The sequence below is a fragment of the Streptomyces sp. NPDC002088 genome, from assembly GCF_040296605.1.
In the GTDB taxonomy this organism is placed as follows: Bacteria; Actinomycetota; Actinomycetes; order Streptomycetales; family Streptomycetaceae; genus Streptomyces.
Window position 1 is genome coordinate 75,180 of the sequence record NZ_JBEOXO010000017.1, and the last position, 19,267, is coordinate 94,446.

At 70.3% G+C, this 19,267-nt stretch carries 16 protein-coding genes; 6 read left to right on the plus strand and 10 right to left on the minus strand.

All coding sequences use genetic code 11. The features are described from left to right. Positions 1 to 91: 91 nt before the first annotated feature. On the plus strand, positions 92 to 553 hold the full coding sequence (locus tag ABT114_RS30920; protein WP_351146180.1) for a hypothetical protein: 462 nt from the start codon (positions 92 to 94) through the stop codon (positions 551 to 553). A 109-nt stretch (positions 554 to 662) separates the two neighbouring features. Here the strand turns inward: ABT114_RS30920 and ABT114_RS30925 are convergent, their stop codons facing one another. The 4 genes from ABT114_RS30925 to ABT114_RS30940 form a co-directional block, all read right to left on the minus strand. After that, positions 663 to 2,792, minus strand: coding sequence for a 3-hydroxyacyl-CoA dehydrogenase NAD-binding domain-containing protein (locus tag ABT114_RS30925; RefSeq protein ID WP_351146181.1), 2,130 nt, complete (start codon positions 2,790 to 2,792; stop codon positions 663 to 665). Beyond that, a complete protein-coding gene (locus tag ABT114_RS30930) occupies positions 2,789 to 4,006 on the minus strand; it encodes a thiolase family protein (RefSeq protein ID WP_351146182.1) in 1,218 nt (405 codons plus the stop codon). Before ABT114_RS30930 ends, ABT114_RS30925 begins: the two co-directional genes overlap by 4 nt. Before the next feature lie 148 nt (positions 4,007 to 4,154). Next, entirely contained in the window at positions 4,155 to 5,192 is a 1,038-nt protein-coding gene (locus tag ABT114_RS30935; RefSeq protein WP_351146183.1) for a LacI family DNA-binding transcriptional regulator, read from the minus strand. Beyond that, positions 5,189 to 7,597 (minus strand): glycoside hydrolase family 2 protein, encoded by a 2,409-nt coding sequence (locus tag ABT114_RS30940; protein WP_351146184.1) that lies wholly within the window; start codon positions 7,595 to 7,597, stop codon positions 5,189 to 5,191. The genes ABT114_RS30935 and ABT114_RS30940 overlap by 4 nt, the downstream gene beginning before the upstream one ends. 151 nt (positions 7,598 to 7,748) lie before the next feature. On the opposite strand from ABT114_RS30940, the gene ABT114_RS30945 reads away from it, so the two are divergent. From ABT114_RS30945 to ABT114_RS30955, 3 genes are read left to right on the plus strand one after another with little or no spacing between them, the layout of a single operon-like run. Further along, positions 7,749 to 9,062: an ABC transporter substrate-binding protein gene (locus ABT114_RS30945; protein WP_351146185.1), complete on the plus strand. Its 1,314-nt coding sequence runs from the start codon at positions 7,749 to 7,751 to the stop codon at positions 9,060 to 9,062. Next, entirely contained in the window at positions 9,062 to 10,012 is a 951-nt protein-coding gene (locus tag ABT114_RS30950) for a carbohydrate ABC transporter permease (RefSeq protein ID WP_351146186.1), read from the plus strand. Before ABT114_RS30945 ends, ABT114_RS30950 begins: the two co-directional genes overlap by 1 nt. After that, positions 10,009 to 10,839 carry a carbohydrate ABC transporter permease gene (locus ABT114_RS30955; protein ID WP_351146187.1) on the plus strand — a complete coding sequence of 277 codons (831 nt, stop codon included), beginning with the start codon at positions 10,009 to 10,011 and terminating at the stop codon, positions 10,837 to 10,839. The genes ABT114_RS30950 and ABT114_RS30955 overlap by 4 nt, the downstream gene beginning before the upstream one ends. Before the next feature lie 181 nt (positions 10,840 to 11,020). Here ABT114_RS30955 and ABT114_RS30960 read toward each other — a convergent pair whose 3' ends face one another. From ABT114_RS30960 to ABT114_RS30970, 3 genes are all read right to left on the minus strand, one after another. Beyond that, the gene (locus ABT114_RS30960; RefSeq protein WP_351146188.1) at positions 11,021 to 12,310 is read right to left on the minus strand and encodes an HRDC domain-containing protein; all 1,290 of its coding nucleotides are present in this window, start codon (positions 12,308 to 12,310) and stop codon (positions 11,021 to 11,023) included. Positions 12,311 to 12,546: 236 nt separating this feature from the next. Continuing rightward, positions 12,547 to 13,209, minus strand: coding sequence for a response regulator transcription factor (locus ABT114_RS30965; protein WP_189715754.1), 663 nt, complete (start codon positions 13,207 to 13,209; stop codon positions 12,547 to 12,549). A gap of 299 nt (positions 13,210 to 13,508) precedes the next feature. After that, positions 13,509 to 14,183: a DUF3000 domain-containing protein gene (locus ABT114_RS30970; protein ID WP_351146189.1), complete on the minus strand. Its 675-nt coding sequence runs from the start codon at positions 14,181 to 14,183 to the stop codon at positions 13,509 to 13,511. 128 nt (positions 14,184 to 14,311) lie between these two features. Between ABT114_RS30970 and hemE the strand changes: the two genes are divergently transcribed. Continuing rightward, positions 14,312 to 15,379 (plus strand): uroporphyrinogen decarboxylase, encoded by a 1,068-nt coding sequence (gene hemE / locus ABT114_RS30975; RefSeq protein WP_351146190.1) that lies wholly within the window; start codon positions 14,312 to 14,314, stop codon positions 15,377 to 15,379. A gap of 6 nt (positions 15,380 to 15,385) precedes the next feature. Here the strand turns inward: hemE and ABT114_RS30980 are convergent, their stop codons facing one another. Further along, the gene (locus tag ABT114_RS30980; protein ID WP_351146191.1) at positions 15,386 to 16,210 is read right to left on the minus strand and encodes a rhomboid family intramembrane serine protease; all 825 of its coding nucleotides are present in this window, start codon (positions 16,208 to 16,210) and stop codon (positions 15,386 to 15,388) included. Between the two features lie 125 nt (positions 16,211 to 16,335). Here ABT114_RS30980 and ABT114_RS30985 point away from each other — a divergent pair, with 125 nt between their 5' ends. Further along, entirely contained in the window at positions 16,336 to 16,653 is a 318-nt protein-coding gene (locus ABT114_RS30985) for a hypothetical protein (protein ID WP_351146192.1), read from the plus strand. 81 nt (positions 16,654 to 16,734) lie between these two features. On the opposite strand, the gene ABT114_RS30990 is transcribed toward ABT114_RS30985, so the two are convergent. Further along, complete coding sequence (locus tag ABT114_RS30990) at positions 16,735 to 18,129, minus strand: FAD-dependent oxidoreductase (protein ID WP_351146193.1); 1,395 nt, start codon at positions 18,127 to 18,129, stop codon at positions 16,735 to 16,737. 68 nt (positions 18,130 to 18,197) lie between these two features. Next, positions 18,198 to 19,118: a DUF4349 domain-containing protein gene (locus ABT114_RS30995; RefSeq protein ID WP_351146194.1), complete on the minus strand. Its 921-nt coding sequence runs from the start codon at positions 19,116 to 19,118 to the stop codon at positions 18,198 to 18,200. Between the last annotated feature and the right edge of the window lie 149 nt (positions 19,119 to 19,267).

The following is a 19,267-nucleotide window of genomic DNA, read 5'->3' on the forward strand; positions in this document are numbered from 1 at the left end:
GCACGCGACGCCCGCAGGCCGCCCCTCAGGCTCGGCGACGCCCGACGGCATCCTGCGCCCGCGCCAGGAGAAGCCAGGCGAGACACCGGTCATGGACGAGAAACTGCAGCCGGCGCAGGTCCGCCCCGACACCCTGTGCGCCCTGCCCACGTCCCCGGAACACAACACGCTCTTCTTCACGGACGAGGACGGCGCCCTGTGCGCCTGGCGCGGCGACGACGCGCCGGTACGCATCCTCGACGCGGCGGGCCCCGGCCTGGTGGCGGCGATCCGCTACCAACTGGACGACGTGGACTGCACGTTGCTCGCCCAGCGCGCCGACAGCGGTCGTATCGCCCTCGCCGCGTACCCCACGGAGCTGGAGTCGCCGGACGCCTGGTGGACGGAGTCGGGCCCGTCCCTGCCCCCGGACGCTCGCATCGCCCTGACGGAGGACGCGAACGGCCGCGTGGTCGCGGCGGCGTACGTCCCCGGCAACCCGGACCGCATGCACCTCACGCGCCGCAAGGAAGAAGCCGGCCTGGCCCTTGAAGCATGGCGTCAGGTGATCTAGCCAAAAGGGGCGCGGGGCTGAGCCGATATGCGGCTCCGCCGCGTGGGCGCGACCAGCCACAGCCGATCCGCAGTTGCCCCACGCCCCTCAGGCATCCCGAACAGAGCGCTTACGCGGGCACGCTCGCCACGCCCGGCGCCAGGAACTTCTTGCCGTTCACCCGCTCCGAGACACCCTCACGGTCCAGGTACGGCGTGATGCCGCCCAGGTGGAAGGGCCAGCCGGCGCCCGTGATCAGGCAGAGGTCGATGTCCTGGGCCTCGGCGACGACGCCCTCGTCGAGCATGAGCCCGATCTCCTGCGCGACCGCGTCCAGCACGCGCTCCCGCACCTGCTCCTCGGTCAGGACGACATCGCCCTGCTTCAGCAGCGCGGCGACCTCGGGGTCCAGCTCCGGCTTGCCGGAGTCGTAGACGTAGAAGCCGCGCTTGCCCGCCTTGACGACGGCCGCGAGGTTCGGGGAGACCGTGAAGCGGTCCGGGAACGCCCGGTTGAGGGTCTCCGACACGTGCAGGCCGATCGCCGGACCGACGAGCTCAAGGAGGACCAGCGGCGACATCGGCAGACCGAGCGGCTCGACCGCCTTCTCCGCGACCTCGACCGGGGTGCCCTCGTCGATGACGTTCTGGATCTCGCCCATGAAGCGGGTGAGGATGCGGTTCACGACGAACGCCGGGGCGTCCTTCACCAGAACCGCGGTCTTCTTCAGCTTCTTGGCGACGCCGAAGGCCGTGGCCAGCGCGGCGTCGTCGGTCTGCTCGCCGCGCACGATCTCGAGGAGCGGCAGGATCGCGACCGGGTTGAAGAAGTGGAAGCCGACGACCCGCTCGGGGTTCTTCAGCTTCGACGCCATCTCCGTCACGGACAGGGAGGAGGTGTTGGTGGCGAGGATCGCGTGCGCCGGGGCGACCGCCTCGACCTCCGCGAACACCTGCTGCTTGACACCGATCTCCTCGAACACGGCCTCGATGATGAAGTCCGCGTCCGCGAAGCCCTCGGCCTTGTCCAGCACACCGGACACCAGCGCCTTGAGGCGGTTGGCCTTGTCCTGGTTGATCCGGCCCTTGCCGAGCAGCTTGTCGATCTCGGCGTGGACGTAGCCCACACCCTTGTCGACGCGCTCCTGGTCGATGTCGGTCAGCACGACCGGCACCTCCAGGCGACGCAGGAACAGCAGCGCCAGCTGCGAGGCCATCAGGCCCGCGCCCACGACGCCCACCTTGGTGACCGGACGCGCGAGCGACTTGTCCGGCGCACCCGCCGGACGCTTGCCGCGCTTCTGGACCAGGTTGAACGCGTAGATACCGGAACGCAGTTCGCCGCCCATGATGAGGTCGGCGAGGGCCTTGTCCTCGGCGTCGTAACCCTGCTGCAGGTCACCGTTCTTCGCCGCGGCGATGATGTCCAGCGCGCGGTAGGCGGCCGGAGCCGCGCCGTGCACCTTGCTGTCGGCGACGAACCGGCCGCGCGCGACGGCCTGGTCCCAGGCCTCACCGCGGTCGATCACCGGACGCTCGACCTCGATGTCGCCCTTCAATACCTGGGCGGTCCAGATCAGCGACTGCTCCAGGAAGTCCGCGCCCTCGAAGAGGGCGTCGGCGATGCCCAGGTCGAAGACCTGCTGGCCCTTGAGCTGCTTGTTCTGGTTGAGGGAGTTCTCGATGATCACCGAGACGGCCTTGTCGGCACCGATCAGGTTCGGCAGGATCGTGCAGCCGCCCCAGCCGGGGACCAGACCGAGGAAGACCTCGGGCAGCGAGAACGCCGGCAGCGCCTTGGAGACCGTGCGGTACTTGCAGTGCAGGCCGACCTCGACGCCGCCGCCCATCGCCGCACCGTTGTAGTACGCGAAGGTCGGGACCGCGAGCGCGGACAGGCGCTTGAAGACCTCGTGGCCGCCCTTGCCGATGGCGAGCGCGTCGTCGTGGTTCTTCAGGAGCTCGACGCCCTTGAGGTCCGCGCCGACCGCGAAGATGAACGGCTTGCCGGTGACGCCGATACCGACGATCTCGCCGGCCGCGGCCTCCTTCTCGACCTGGTCGATGGCGGTGTTGAGGTTCGCCAGCGAGCCCGGGCCGAAGGTGGTCGGCTTGGTGTGGTCGAAGCCGTTGTCCAGCGTGATGAGCGCGAAGCGCCCGGCGCCGTACGGCAGGTCGAGGTGGCGGACGTGCGCCGAGGTCACGACCTCGCCGGGGAACAGCTCGGCCGCACCCTTCAGAAGCTCTGCGGTGGTGCTCACTTGTCCCCCTCGAAGTGCGGGTTCTCCCAGATGACCGTCGCGCCCATGCCGAAGCCGACGCACATGGTGGTCAGGCCGTAGCGGACGTTCGGCTGCTCCTCGAACTGGCGGGCCAGCTGCGTCATCAGACGCACACCCGACGAGGCGAGCGGGTGGCCGTACGCGATGGCGCCGCCGTACTGGTTGACGCGCGCGTCGTCGTCGGCGATGCCGTAGTGCTCCAGGAAGGCGAGCACCTGGACGGCGAAAGCCTCGTTGATCTCGAAGAGGTTGATGTCCTCGATCGACAGACCCGCCTTGGCGAGGGCCTTCTCCGTCGCCGGGATCGGGCCGTAGCCCATGACCTCCGGCTCGACGCCCGCGAAGGCGTAGGAGACCAGGCGCATCTTCACCGGCAGGTTGTTCTCGCGGGCGAAGTCCTCGGACGCGATGATCGACGCGGTCGCACCGTCGTTCAGACCGGCCGCGTTACCGGCGGTGACCCGGCCGTGCACACGGAACGGCGTCTTGAGGTTCGCCAGGTTCTCCAGCGTCGTACCCGGGCGCATCGGCTCGTCGGCGGTGACCAGGCCCCAGCCCGTCTCACCGGCCTCTGCGTTGGTACGGCGGACCGAGATCGGCACCAGGTCCTGCTGGATCTTGCCGTTGGCGTACGCCTTGGCGGCCTTCTCCTGCGAGCGCACGGCGTACTCGTCGGCGCGCTGCTTGGTGATGGTGGGGTAGCGGTCGTGCAGGTTCTCGGCGGTCATACCCATGAACAGGGCGGACTCGTCGACCAGCTTCTCGCTGACGAACCGCGGGTTCGGGTCCACGCCCTCGCCCATGGGGTGGCGGCCCATGTGCTCGACACCACCGGCGATGACGGCGTCGTACGCACCGAAGGCGATGGAGCCCGCGGTGGTGGTGACGGCGGTCAGCGCGCCCGCGCACATGCGGTCGATGGAGTAGCCGGGGACCGACTGGGGCAGGCCCGCGAGGATGCCGGCCGTACGGCCAAGGGTCAGGCCCTGGTCGCCGATCTGCGTGGTCGCGGCGATGGCGACCTCGTCGATCTTCTTCGGGTCGAGACCCGGGTTGCGGCGCAGCAGCTCCCGGATCGCCTTCACGACAAGGTCGTCGGCGCGGGTCTCGTGGTAGATGCCCTTCGGGCCCGCCTTGCCGAACGGGGTGCGGACGCCGTCGACGAAGACGACGTCCCTGACGGTACGAGGCACGATGGCTCTCCTCCAGATGCGGGATGGCACTGCTGCGCGGCACACGCGGCTGAGCGCGCGCTCACCTCCCCATGCTACTTACGAGTAACCATGCTGCCCAGTCCCCCAGGCGGGAGCGGTGAAGGTCACATCCACGGGCGTGCCGAGGTCACATCCGCGGGGGTGCCGTCGAGCCCCGGGGAGTGAGGACGGGCGTCGGCACCTGATGCGACCCCGGGCCCTCTCCCATGATCACCCCGAACAGCGTACGGGCCGCGTCCGCGCCGAATCCGTGCACGTCATGGCTCATGGCGGACAGGGTCGGGTGGGTGAGGCGGCACAGCTGGGAGTCGTCCCACGCCAGCAGGGAGACGTCGTCGGGGACCCGCAGTCCCATCTCGGCCGCCACCGACAGTCCCGCGACCGCCATGATGTCGTTGTCGTAGACGATCGCGGTCGGCCGGTCCGGCGGCGCGGCGGTGAGCAGTGAGCGGGTGGCCCGGGCACCGGCCTCGCCGGAGTAGTCCGTGGCGACCTGCGACGCCCCGGCCAGCCCCAGACCGCGTGCCGCCTCGTCGAAGGCGGCCGTGCGGATCGCGGTGTGTCCGAGGGCGGCCGCGCCGCCGACCCGCGCGATGCGCCGGTGGCCCAGGGCCGCCAGATACCGCACCGCCTCCGTCACGGCGGTGGCGTCATCGGTCCACACGCTGGTGAGCGAGCCGGTCAGCGACGGATGCCCGACCGCGACCACCGGCATCCTGAGCCGCTCGGCCGCGGCCACCCGGGGGTCGTCCGCGCGGAAGTCCACCAGGATCGCCCCGCCGATCTGCCGCCCTCGCCACCAGGACTCCTGGAGTCCGACCTCCTCGTCCAGGGTTTTCACCAGCCGCAGCAGCAGCGAGCAGGAGTGCTCGGTCAGCACGCTCTCCACGCCCGAGACGAACTCCATGTAGAAGGGTTCGAGGCCCAGCATCCGGGCCGGTCGGCAGATCGCCAGCCCCACCACGTCCACCCGCGAGCTGGACAGCGACCGGGCGGTGAGGTTGGGCGCCCAGCCCAGCTCCCGCGCCGCCGCGAAGATCCGGTCCCGGGTCGCCTCCGACAGCCCCGGCTTGTGGTTGAAGGCGAGCGACACGGCACCCTTGGACACCCCGGCGCGCGCGGCGACGTCCTTGATGGTGACGCGGGGTACCGGCGATGCGGTCATCGGGTGGGCTCCACGCAGTACAGGGCCGCACGGGCGGCGGCCGCGTCAGGAGTCTCCCAGCCGCTGACCCCGATGGTCACCTGTTCGCCGGGAAGCAGCGTGACCAGCCCGCGATCGGCCCGCGCGGCCGGATCCAGCCGGTCGGCCTGAAGGAGCAGATCCCGTACGAGGGTGTGGGCCGTCACCGTGATCCGGCCCGGCGCCGACTCGACGTCGAACTCCGGCCTCGGGTACGGGATGTCACGGTCCGGGGCCGGAAAGTGCAGGGCCCGCAGCCCTCCCCCATTCTCGGCTCCGCTCGAGCGGGGGGACCCCCATGCGTCAGCGACCAGGAACTCCTTCGGCCCGGCCGGCTCCAGTTCCGCCGGCACCCGCACCTCGGCCACACTCCGCCGCTCGGCCGCGAGCCGCACGCTCGCCTCGCCGACCAACTCCCCCTCGAGGGACATCCGTCGCAGGGTCAGCGTCCCCGTCCACCGCTCCGCCGCCTGGTTGACGGCCGCCAGCACCAGCCCCCGCGCCCGCGCTTGAAAGGTCAGCAACCGGTCCGCGTACAGCCGCCGCAGTTCGTGGTACAGCGGCTTCTCCCGGCCGTCCCCGTCGACCGCCGCCCAGGACGTCACCGGCCAGCAGTCGTTGAGCTGCCAGACGACGGTGCCCGCGCACACCGGCCAGTGCGACCGCCAGTGCTCGATCCCGGCGGCGACCGCACGCGCCTGGTTGACCTGCATGAGGTAGTGCCAGCGGTCGAAGTCGTCTGCCGGAACGGCGAAATGGCGGGCGAGTCCGCGCTCCAGCTTGCCGTTGCCGTCGTCCGCCTTCTGGTGGTGCAGCATGCCGGGGGAGTCCGCCGCGAGCTCCTCGCCGGGCAGCGCGCGGCGCAGTGTGGCGTACGCGGGCGGTGCCTGCCAGCCGAACTCGGCCACGAACCTGGGCACATGGAGCCGGTAGTCCGCGTAGTCCTCCCGGTTCCACACCTCCCACGAGTGGTGCGTGCCGTGCGCCGGATCGTTCGGATGGTGCCGCCACGACCCGGACCACGGACTTCCGGCGGTGTACGGCCGTGTCGGGTCCAACTCGGCGACGACACGCGGCAGTACGCCGAGGTAGTACCCCTCGCCCCACGAACCGCCGGCGAGCACCGGCTCCCACCCCCAGTCCCGGAACCCCCACAGGTTCTCGTTGTTGCCGTTCCACAGCACCAGCGACGGATGCGGCATCAGCCGTACGACGTTCTCGCGGGCCTCCGCCTCCACCTCGCCCCGCAGCGGCTGTTCCTCGGGATAGGCCGCGCACGCGAACGGGAAGTCCTGCCAGACCAGCAGTCCCAGTTCGTCGCAGGCGTCGTAGAAGTCCTCGCTCTCGTAGATCCCGCCACCCCAGATGCGTACGAGATCCACGCCCGCCCCGGCGGCCTGGCCGAGTCGTTCCCGGTACCGCTCGCGCGTGATCCGGGAGGGGAACACGTCGTCCGGGATCCAGTTGACGCCCCGCGCGAAGAGCCGCTCCCCGTTGACGACCAAGGTGAAACCGGTGCCGTGCGCGTCGGCGGAGGTGTCCAGCTCGACCGTCCGGAAGCCGACGCGGCGACGCCAGGTGTCGAGCGGGGCGTCGCCGTGCAGCAGCGTCAACTCAACCTCGTACAGCGGCTGTTCACCGTATCCGCGCGGCCACCACAGCTCCGGGTCCGGCACCTGCAGTCGTACGACCCCTGCCGTCCCGTCGATCTCCGTGCGCGCCCGCACCCCGCCGACCCGGGCCTCCACGGCGAGCTCGGCCTCGACCCGGCTCCGCTCCACGTCGACGTGCAGCTCGACCACGCCCTGGCCGTCCTCGACGGTCACCAGCGGCCGGACCCGGGCGATCCGGGCCGTCGACCACTGCTCCAGGCGCACCGGCCGCCAGATTCCGGCCGTCACCAGCGTCGGCCCCCAGTCCCAGCCGAAGGAGCAGGCCATCTTGCGGAGGTACTGGTACGGCTCGGCGTAGGCGGCCGGCCGCTCGCCCAGCTTCCCGCGCACGGCCTCGGCCTCGGCGTAGGCGGAGTCGAAGCGGACGCTGAGCCGACCGCTCAACCCCGTCACAGGGAAGCGGTACGAGCGGTGCATGTTCCGTACCCGGCCCAGGAGCCGGCCGTCCAGCCGGATCTCGGCGGCGGTGTCGAGGCCGTCGAAGACCAGGTCGGTCTGCTCGTGCCCGGGCGGCGCGGCCCGCAGCTCCCGCTCGTACGTCCACTCCCGCCGCCCCACCCAGGCCACCTCGGCCTCGTTACGGCCGAGAAAGGGGTCCGGGATCACCCCCGCCGCCAGCAGATCGGTGTGCACGCAGCCCGGCACGACGGCCGGCAGCGCCTCGCTGTCGTGCCTCAGGATCCATCCCTCGGTGAGCGGTGTGGCCTCCAGCATGCGCACTCCCTAAACCGGTCCAGCACAGGATTGGGCGCCATATTCGCATCGTTGGCGGGAATGGGACTTTACCGGTTGAGGAAAGCGCTGTCAGAGTGCCGAATCAGCCAACCCGCAGTGCTCGTCCGTCCCTTGAACGGAGCTGATGCACATGAACCGCCGTACAGTCCTGGCCATCGCCGTGGGAGCCGCCCTGATGCTCGCGGGGTGCACCGGCACCGGAGGCACGTCGAAGGGCGCGGATGCCAAGGCGCCCGTCGACCCGTCGAAGGTCAGCGGAACCATCACGGTCCTCACCCAGCGGACCGACCTCGTGCAGGACGGCACGATGAAGAAGTACGCCGCGGAGTTCAACAAGACCTATCCCAAGGTGAAGGTCGAGTTCCAGGCGCTCACCAACTACGAGACCGAAGTCAAGATCCGGATGAACACGGAGAACTACGGCGACGTCCTCATGATCCCCGCGGTGATCAAGAAGAACGACTACCCCAAGTTCTTCGCCTCGCTGGGCACAGAGGCCGAACGCAGCAAGAAGTACCGCTTCACCGACTTCACCACCGTCGACGGCAAGGTCTACGGGCAGAGCCCGATCGGCGTGACGCCCGGCTTCGTCTACAACAAGAAGGTCTGGCGGGACGCCGGCATCACCGAGTGGCCCACCACCCCGGCCGAGTTCATCGCCGACCTGAAGGCGATCAAGACGAAGACCGACGCGGTCCCGTACTACACCAACTTCGCCGCCCAGTGGCCGCTGACGTCCTGGACGTACGTCAACGGCTCGGTGCACTGCGACACCCAGGCGACCACCAAGCTGGCCGAGGGCGATCCCTGGGCGAACGGCTCCGACCTGCGCGTCGGGGACAAGCTGCTGTACGACGTCGTGCACGACGGGCTCGCCGAGAAGGACCCGACGACCACCAACTGGGAGGAGTCCAAGCCACGGCTGGCCAAGGGGGAGATCGCCACGGAGTGGCTCGGTACCTGGGCGATCATCCAGTACCAGGACGCGGCCAAGCAGGCCGGGACCGACCCCGACGACATCGGCTTCATGCCCTTCCCGGCCCAGGTGGACGGCAAGTTCTGCGCGGTCGTCAGCCCCGACTACAACCAGGCCGTCAACGTCCACTCCAAGCACAAGGAGGCGGCCCGCGCCTGGGTCGACTGGTTCACCGACAAGTCCGGCTACGACAAGGACAATCTGGCCCTCTCCCCGCTCAAGAACTCCTCCCTGCCGACGGTCCTCAAGCCCTACGAGGACGCCGGGGTGAAGCTCATCGAGCTGGACGACTCCGCGGGAGCACGGGTCAAGCTCCTCGACGACGAGTCCGAGGTCGGCATCTACAAGCCCGACTACCGCCAGGACCTGGTCGACCTCGCGCGCGGCGCCAAGAAGGGCGACCTGGACGGCTTCCTGGACGACCTCGGCAAGAAGTGGACCGACGCGCAGCAGACCGTGGGGTCCTGATGACGGACACCACCGAGAAGGCGGCGTCCGGGACCACGGGGCCGGCCCCTCGGCCGACCGTCCCCGCCCCCGCCCCACGCGGCACACGCGTGTGGCGGGGCCTCACCCCCTGGCTGTTCCTGCTGGCTCCCCTCGCCCTCCTCGTCACCTTCACCTACGCGCCGATCGCCAACATGGTCGCGTACAGCTTCACCGACTGGGACGGCGTCAGCCCCGAACTGCACTACACCGGCGCCGAGAACTACGCCGAGATCTTCACGCGGGAGGACCTCTTCGAGGTGTTCTTCGTGAGCGGCTACTACCTCGTCGCCTCCGCCGTGCAGATCGCCGCCGCGCTCTACTTCGCGACGGTCCTGAGCTTCAACATCCGTTTCCGGAACTTCTTCAAGGGCGTGCTGTTCTTCCCGTCCCTGATCAACGGGGTCGCGATCGGCTTCGTCTTCCTGTACTTCTTCCAGGACGGCGGCACCCTCGACTCCGTACTGAGCCTGTTCGGCGTGCACACCGACCACGCCTGGCTGGGCACGCCCATGTCGGCGAACACGTCCCTCGCGGGCGTCTCCGTCTGGCGCTATCTCGGCATGAACTTCGTGCTCTTCCTCGGCGCGATCCAGTCCATCCCCGGTGAGGTGTACGAAGCCGCCGAACTGGACGGGGCGAACCGCTGGCACCAGTTCCGCCACATCATCGTGCCCGGCATCAAGCCGGTGCTGACCCTGACGGTGATCCTCTCCGTCTCCGGCTCGCTGTCGGCCTTCGAGATCCCGTACATCATGACCGGCGGTGCCACCGGCACCGAGACCTTCGTGATCCAGACCGTGAAGCTGGCCTTCCAGTTCAACAAGACGGGCCTCGCGTCCGCTGCCGCCGTCGTCCTGCTGCTGATCATCCTGGCGGTGACCTGGATACAACGGCGCATCGTCCCCGACGAAAGGGTGGACCTCGTATGACGCGCCGTGCGGTGGCCCGCAGCCTCGTGTACGTGTCGCTGGTCCTCGCGACGCTGGTCGTCCTGCTCCCGCTCGGCGTCGTCCTGTTGACCTCCCTGAAGTCGTCGAAGGAGCTGGCGAACGGCAGCGGAGCCCTGACCTTCCCCGACGACCCGCTCAACTTCCACAACTACGTGACGGCGTTCCAGGACGGCCGGATGCTCGAGGCCTTCGGCAACACGGCCTTCATCCTGGTCTTCGCCATCGGCGGGACGGTACTGATCGGCTCGATGACCGCCTACGCCATCGACCGCTTCACCTTCCGCTTCAAGAAGCTGGTCGTGGCCCTGTTCCTGCTGGCCGCGCTGGTCCCCGGGGTGACCACACAGGTGGCGACCTTCCAGATCGTCAACAGCTTCGGCATGTTCGACACGCTGTGGGCGCCGATCGCGCTCTACATGGGCACGGACATCGTGTCGATCTACATCTTCCTGCAGTTCGTACGGTCCATCCCGATCTCCCTGGACGAGTCGGCCCGCCTCGACGGCGCCAACGCCTTCACCATCTACCGGAAGATCATCTTCCCGCTGCTGAAACCGGCGATCGCGACCGTCGTGATCGTGAAGGGGATAGCCGTCTACAACGACTTCTACATCCCCTTCCTCTACATGCCCTCCCAGGATCTTGGCGTGATCTCGACGTCCCTGTTCCGCTTCCGCGGCCCCTTCGGGGCCCACTGGGAGACGATCTCGGCGGGAGCGATCCTCGTGATCCTGCCGACGCTGATCGTCTTCCTGTCCCTGCAGCGCTACATCTACAACGGTTTCATGCGAGGAGCGACGAGGTGAGGCGCCCCTGAAGCCGCGCACAGCCCGCAGCCGCTACGGCGGCTGAGCAGCCTTGACGAAGTCCGGTGCGGTATCGCGCCCCGTAAGGGGCGCGGGGCTGTGTCGACATGCGGCTCCGCCGCGTGGGCGCGACCGGCCCCCACCGGCCCGCGGGTTCGTCAGCGCGCTTCCAGCGGAGCGCTCAGGCGCCCTTGACGGACAACGCCTCCACCAACACCGGCGCAACCTGCTCCACCTGCCAGGACCGCGCCCCGTACCCAACCAGCGCCGCCCCGACCGACTCGGCGTCGACGACCTTCGGCGGCTCCCAGCAAACACGCCGCACGGTGTCCGGAGTGATCAGGTTCTCCTGAGGCATGTTGAGCTCCTCGGCAAGCGCCGAAACCGCGGAGCGCGCCGCGGAGAGCCGGGCCGCCGCGGCAGGATCCTTGTCCGCCCAGGCCCGCGGCGGCGGAGGCCCGGTCACCGCCTGTCCCGGCTGCGGCAACTGCACGTCGGGAATCGCCTTGGCGCGATCGACGGCCGCCTGCCACTGCTCCAGCTGCCGCCGCCCCATGCGATGCCCGAACCCGTTCAACGCGGCGAGGGCGTGGGCGTTGGCCGGCAGGGAGAGCGCGGCCTCGACAATGGCCGCGTCCCCGAGCACCTTGCCGGGCGAGACGTCCCGGCGCTGTGCGATCCGGTCGCGGGTCTGCCACAGCTCGCGCACCACCGCGAGCTGGCGCCGCCGCCGTACCTTGTGCATCCCGGACGTACGCCGCCACGGGTCCTTGCGGGGTTCCGGCGGCGGGGCCGACGCGATCGCGTCGAACTCCTGCCGGGCCCACTCCAGCTTGCCCTGCCGGTCCAGCTCCTTCTCCAGCGCGTCGCGCAGGTCGACAAGGAGTTCCACGTCCAGAGCCGCGTAACGCAGCCAGGGCTCGGGCAGCGGCCGGGTCGACCAGTCGACGGCGGAGTGGCCCTTCTCCAGGACGAAACCGAGGACGCTCTCGACCATGGCGCCCAGACCGACCCGGGGGAACCCGGCGAGGCGCCCGGCCAGCTCGGTGTCGAACAGCACGGTGGGGACCATGCCTATCTCGCGCAGACAGGGCAGGTCCTGGGTGGCCGCGTGCAGCACCCACTCCACGCCGGACAGCGCCTCGCCCAGGGCGGAGAGGTCGGGACAGCCCACGGGGTCGATCAGCGCGGTGCCGGCGCCTTCGCGGCGCAGCTGCACCAGATAGGCGCGCTGGCCGTAGCGGTAGCCGGACGCGCGCTCGGCGTCGACGGCGACGGGGCCGGAACCGGCGGCGAAGGCGGCGATCACTTCGGCGAGGGAGGCCTCGTCGGCGATCACCGGCGGAATGCCCTCGCGCGGCTCGAGCAGAGGGATCGGCGCCCCGTCAACAGAAGACCCGGCATCGTCCGGAGGGGCGCCTCCGGTGGTTCGCAGTGACGTGGCTGCTGCGGTCTCTTGGGCGTCGGTCACGTGTCAAGGGTATCTGTGTATGGACAGCGCCCGTCGACGGAACGTTCCGTCGACGGGCGCCTCAGGGTCGCAAACCAGTCACGTATCACACGTGTCAGTGAATTCGCGCGGCGGACGCGAGCGGAGAATTCGGTCAGCGGATCGGTCGGTGAACTGGACGAGTCAACTGGATCAGGGCACTCGGTGGGAGCAGTCGGTAGGCGCAGTCGGTCGATGATCGCGGTCGGCGATCGCGATCAGTGGATGATGCCGGTCCGCAGCGCCACCGCGACCATCCCGGCGCGGTCGCCCGTGCCGAGCTTGCGGGCGATACGGGCGAGGTGGCTCTTGACGGTCAGCGCGGACAGGCCCATGGAGACGCCGATCGCCTTGTTCGACTGGCCCTCCGCGACCAGCCGCAGCACCTCGACCTCGCGGCCGGAGAGTTCGCGGTAGCCGCCCGGGTGGCTCGGGGCACCCGGGGGGCGGCGGTGCAGGCGGGCGGCGGCGGAGCCGATGGGGGCGGCGCCCGGTCGGGTGGGGAGCCCGACGTTCGTACGGGTGCCGGTGACGACGTAGCCCTTGACTCCGCCCGCGAGGGCGTTGCGTACGGCGCCGATGTCGTCGGCGGCGGACAGGGCGAGCCCGTTGGGCCAGCCGGCCGCACGGGTCTCCGACAGGAGGGTGAGGCCGGAGCCGTCGGGCAGGTGGACGTCGGCGACGCAGATGTCGCGGGGGTTGCCGATGCGGGGACGAGCCTCCGCGATGGACGAGGCCTCGATGACATCGCGCACACCGAGCGCCCACAGATGACGGGTGACGGTGGAGCGGACGCGTGGGTCGGCCACGACCACCATGGCGGTGGGCTTGTTCGGGCGGTAGGCGACCAGGCTTGCGGGCTGCTCGAGGAGAACGGACACCAGGCCTCCTGGGTGGGGGACGGTACCGGCTGGCGGGGATGAAGCCGGGACGAAAGGTGCTTTCAAGGTCACAGTCGTCTTCGGCACCAAACCCGGCGTCCTTTAGAGAATGATCACGATCTAGTGAGTAACAATCCGTGCAATTCGGACACGCGATCGATCATCCGAAGATCGAATCGTTCCGGTCGGGTTCCATTGAATGCCGGAAAGTGGCCGTATCGACAAAGAGATCACCAAAACGGCCCACGAAACGGGCCAAGGGGGGCAGCGGAGTCAAGCGGGGTCGAGAGGGGCGGGCGTCACCGGGACTGCGGCCCGCGCCGCTGCGGCAACGTCACCACCGACGCGTCGCCCGGGCCGGCCGGCGGCAGGCCCGCGACCTGGGCCAGTAGATCGCACCAGGACGCCAGGTGGCCCGCGGTGTCCGGCACCCCGCCCAGGCCCTCCCGGGGTGTCCAGGAGGCGCGGATCTCGATCTGTGAGGCCGCGGGGCGCGTGGACAGCCCGCCGAAGTAGTGGGAGCTCGCGCGGGTGACGGTGCCACTCGGCTCGCCGTACGCCAGGCCGCGCGCCTGGAGCGCGCCGGTCAGCCAGGACCAGCACACCTCGGGCAGCAGCGGGTCGGCGGCCATCTCCGCCTCCAGCTCCGCGCGCACCAGCGTCACCAGCCGGAACGTGCCCTGCCAGGCGTCGTGCCCGGCCGGGTCGTGCAGCAGCACCAGCCGGCCGTCGGCCAGGTCCTGGTCGCCGTCGACGACGGCAGCCTCCAGCGCGTACGTGAAGGGAGCCAGCCGCTGCGGGGCGGGCGTCGGCTCCACCTCGACCTGCGGACGCAGCCGCGCGGTTCTCAGCGCCTCCACCGCGGCCCGGAAGGGCGGTGGAGCCGTGCTCGTATGCCGGGAGTCCTCCCCGGTGTCCTTCGCCTCGTCCATGTCGCCAGCGCCGTCCGACAGTCGTCCCTGAGCCGCAGCCATGCGGGGAAGATTAAGGGGAACGGGGGCTTCGTGCAGGGCAAGACACCCCCACGGCACCCCGCACCCCGGCGCACGGCACCGCGCACCCCGGCCGGGGGCGGCCCCGACGCCGTGCGAGACTTGCCGTCGTGAGTGCCAACGGAAGCCCCTCGGGCAAGCAGCCGACAGCGACGTACGACAGCCCCTTCCTGAAGGCGTGCAGGCGTGAGCCCGTGCCGCACACGCCGGTGTGGTTCATGCGGCAGGCCGGTCGCTCGCTGCCCGAGTACCTCAAGGTGCGCGAGGGCATTCCCATGCTGGAATCCTGCACGCGGCCCGAGCTGGTGGCCGAGATCACGCTTCAGCCGGTGCGCCGGCACAACGTGGACGCGGCGATCTACTACAGCGACATCGTCGTCCCGCTCAAGGCCATCGGCATCGACCTCGACATCAAGCCGGGCGTCGGCCCCGTCGTCCAGAATCCGATCCGCACCCGCGCCGACCTGGCCCAGCTGCGCGATCTGACCCCCGAGGACGTCAGCTACGTCACCGAGGCGATCGGCCTGCTCACGGCCGAGCTCGGCTCCACCCCCCTCATCGGCTTCGCGGGCGCGCCTTTCACCCTCGCGAGCTACCTCGTGGAGGGCGGTCCGTCGCGCACGTACGAGAACGCCAAGGCGATGATGTACGGCGACCCCGAGCTGTGGGCCGACCTGCTCGACCGTCTCGCGGACATGACGTCCGCCTTCCTCCGGGTCCAGATCGAGGCGGGCGCGAGCGCGGTCCAGCTGTTCGACTCCTGGGCCGGCGCGCTGTCCCCGGCGGACTACCGCCGCTCGGTGATGTCCGCCTCCGCCAAGGTGTTCCAGGCGGTCGAGGAGTACGGCGTCCCCCGTATCCACTTCGGCGTCGGCACCGGCGAACTGCTCGGGCTGATGGGTGAGGCGGGCGCGGACGTCGTCGGCGTCGACTGGCGCGTGCCGCTGGACGAGGCCGCCCGCCGGGTCGGGCCCGGCAAGGCGCTCCAGGGCAACCTCGACCCGACCGTCCTGTTCGCCACCCGCGAGGCCATCGAAACCAAGACGCGCGAGGTCCTCGACGCGGCCGCGAACCTGGAGGGTCACGTCTTCAACCTCGGTCACGGCGTCATGCCCTCCACCGACCCGGACGCGCTGACCCGCCTCGTGGAGTACGTCCACACCCAGACCGCCCGCTGACAGCCCTCACCCCGTGTGCCGGGGCCGTGCCCGCCTGCCGAACAGCAGGCCGCGCGGCTCCGGAGGCGGTGGCGTACCCGGCCGCAGCGGCCAGGCGAGCAGCATCCCGGCGAGGAAGCCGACGATGTGCGCCGCGTACGCCACGGTGCCCGCGTCGGAGACGCCCTCGCCGGACGAGTACACCGCCTGCAGCACGAACCAGAAGCCCAGCACCAGCCAGGCCGGCAGCCGCAGCGGCAGGAAGACCAGGAACGGGACGAGGACCCACACCCTGGCCTTCGGATACAGCACAAGGTAGGCGCCCAGCACCCCCGCGATCGCCCCGGACGCGCCGATCAGCGGGTCGGCCGAGTTGTCGTTGAACAGCGCGAAGCCGTACGAGGCCGCGTACCCGCAGGCCACGTAGAAGAGCGTGAACCGGACGTGCCCCATGCGGTCCTCGATGTTGTTGCCGAAGATCAGCAGGAACAGCATGTTGCCCAGCAGGTGCAGCCAGCTGCCGTGCAGGAACATCGCGGTGAACACGGACACCGGCGGTGACTTGTCGTAGCTCGGCGGACCGACCACGCAGCCCGGGCCCTGCGCGCCGACCCCGACGTCGCCCGTCGGGACGACCCGCGGCAGCTGATGGTGGATCAACTCGCGGGGCACCGCCGCGTAGTGGTCCAGAAAGGCCTGCAGGTGGCAGAGCTGGGCCAGATCGCTGCCGCCCGCCACGGAGCCGGCGATGCCGGGCGTGGACAGGAAGACGACCAGGTTCGCGGCGATCAGCGCGTACGTCACCCAGGGGGTGCGGCGCACCGGGTTCACGTCATGAACGGGGATGACCACAAGGGACTACTGCCCGCGATGCGCCGGGCGAACCGGTGAACGCGGGCGTCCGCACGTGCGTATGTGTCGTCAACCGCCCGCGGTGCGGGGAAGGCGTGACGCGGGGACGACGTGAGGATCAGGCGATGAACGACCGAGTTACTCCTCAGGCCCTGCCCGCGATGCAGGCCATGCCGGACGGCGAGGCGGAGATCTCGCTGGTGGTGCGGCTGCCGTGGGAGGACGTCGCCCGGCTGGGCCAGGAGGCGGGGCGGCTCGCTGCGCAGATGCAGCGGCCGGTGACGCTGGACGAGGCGGTCAGCAACCGGCTGCGGTCCACCAGGCCGGCGGCCGCGCACGCGAGGCCGGCCGGGGAGCAGCCGACCGCCACCACGGCTCCGACCGCCACCACGGCTCTGACGGCCTCCGTGGCCTCCCTGCCGAGGATCAGCGGGACGGCCTGAGCGCTCCGCTGGAAGCGCGGTGAACCCGCGGGCCGGTGGGGGCTGGTCGCAGTTCCCCGCCCCCCCATTTGCCGGTCGGTCTCAGTCGGTACGAACCTTGACCGCGGCCTTGCGGGCGGCAACCAGTACCGGGTCCCACACCGGTGAGAACGGCGGCGCGTAACCCAGGTCCAGGGCCGTCATCTGTTCCACCGTCAGGCCGGCCGTGAGGGCCACCGCGGCGATGTCGACCCGCTTCGCCGCGCCCTCCCTGCCGACGATCTGCACGCCGAGCAGCCGTCCCGTGCGGCGCTCGGCGAGCATTTTCACGGTCATGGGGGAGGAGCCCGGGTAGTAGCCCGCGCGGCTGGTCGACTCGATGGTGACCGTTTCGAACTGGAGGCCGACGCGGCGCGCGTCCTTCTCGCGCAGTCCGGTGCGCGCGATCTCCAGGTCGCAGACCTTGCTGACGGCCGTGCCGACGACGCCCGGGAAGGTGGCGTAGCCGCCGCCGACGTTGCTGCCGATGACCTGCCCGTGCTTGTTGGCGTGGGTGCCCAGTGCGATGTGGCGCTCCTGGCCGGAGACGAGGTCCAGCACCTCCACGCAGTCACCGCCGGCCCAGATGTTCTCGTGGCCGCGCACCCGCATCGCCAGGTCGGTGAGCAGCCCGCCGTGCCCGCCGAGGGGCAGTCCGGCCGCCTTCGCGAGGGCCGTCTCCGGGCGTACGCCGATGCCGAGCACGACCACGTCGGCCGGGTACTCCGCGTCCTCCGTGACCACCGCCCGCACCCGGCCGTCGTCGCCGGTGAGCACCTTGGTGACCTCGGTGTCGTTGACCATGGTGATGCCCAGGCCCTCCATGGCCCGGTGCACCAGCCGGCCCATGTCCGGGTCCAGCGTCGACATGGGCTCCTTGCCGCGGTTGAGGACCGTCACCTCGTAGCCGCGGTTGATGAGCGCCTCGGCCATCTCCACGCCGATGTAACCCGCGCCGACGACCACCGCGCGACGGCCACGCGTGCGTGCCAGGGTGTCGAGCAGGGCCTGGCCGTCGTCGAGGGTCTGTACGCCGTGGACTCCCGGGGCGTCCACGCCCGGCATCTCGGGCCGGATCGGCCGGGCGCCGGTCGCGATCACCAGCTTGTCGTACGACGTCCAGGACTCGGCGCCGGTGTCGACCCCACGCGCGCGTACCCGCTGTCCGGCCACGTCGATCTCCGTGACCTCGGTGCGCATGCGCAGGTCGATGGCGCGCTCGCGGTGCTCCTGGGGCGTACGGGCGATCAGCCGGTCCCGTTCGGTGACGTCGCCGCCCACCCAGTACGGGATGCCGCACGCCGAGTAGGAGGTGAAGTGGCCGCGCTCGAAGGCCACGATCTCCAGTTCGTCGGGGCCCCTGAGACGGCGCGCCTGGGACGCCGCGGACATTCCCGCGGCGTCACCACCGATCACGACCAGTCGCTCTGCCCGAGAGTTCACACGGTTCATGCTCATGCGAACACGCTACGGGGGAGGGCATTTCAGTCCTGCTCAGTCCCTACTCGGTTTCTTGTCAGTCCTACTCAGTTCTGCTCGTTCCTGTTCGGCTCGGCCCGACGCGCCAGCCAGGGCCGGACCAGGCGCAGCCACGCCAGCACGAGCAGCGCCGCGCCCCCCACGAACGGCAGCACCGCGCCGAACGCCACCGCGATCCAGCGCAGCATCGTCACGAACGCGTCCCAGCCGCCCGCCAGCGCGTCCACGAACCCGGGGTCCTCGTCCTTCTTCTCCGCCTTCTTCACCGGCGTCTCGGAGAGGGAGAGCGTGATGGTGGCCATGCTCGTACGGTCCTTCAGGGACGCCTGCTGGGCCAGCAGCGACTCCAGATCGGCCTCGCGGGAGCTCAGTTCGCCCTCCAGGGTGACCACGTCACTGAGCTTGGTCGCCTGGTCCATCAGCTCGCGGATCCGGGCCACGCTGGCCCGCTGCGACTTGACGCGGCTGTCCACGTCGACGACCTGGTCGGTGACGTCCTGGGCCTTCGCGGTGCGCTTCAGGAGCTTGCCCGTGCCCTCCAGGTCGGCGAGGACGTCGTCGTACTGCTCGACGGGCACGCGCAGGACGACCCGGGTCTCCTCGCTGCCCTCCTCGTCCCGGGCGGTGGTCTCGTCGCCGACGTAGCCGCCCGCGTTCTCGGTGGTGGTGCGGGCCGCGTCGAGGGCCTTCGGTACGTCCTTGACCTGCACGGTCAGGGAGGCGGTGCGGATGATGTGGCTCGCGGAGATCTTGGGCGGCGTGGTGGCCTTCGAGCCGGAGGCCCGGCCGCTGTCCGCGGCACCCTCCTGAGCCTGCGGCCCCGCGGCGGCCTTGTCGGCGGAGCTGCCGCCCATGTCGTCCGCGCCGGCACTGCATCCCGCGAGGGCGAGGGCGGAGGCGAGCAGGAGCCCGGCCAGGGCCTGGGCGGGGCGTCGGGCGGAACGTGGTGTGGAGCGTCGTGCGTGCATGCGGTCTCCCCCGGGTCGTGACGACTGACGTTCCTTCGACGCCGGGGCGGGCCGGAAGGTTGGGGTCAGACGGTCGCGATGCGGTCACGGTCAGGACTCGTGGAGGACACCGGGGGCCCGGCGGGAGTGTCAGTGCGGTCTGAGAGAGT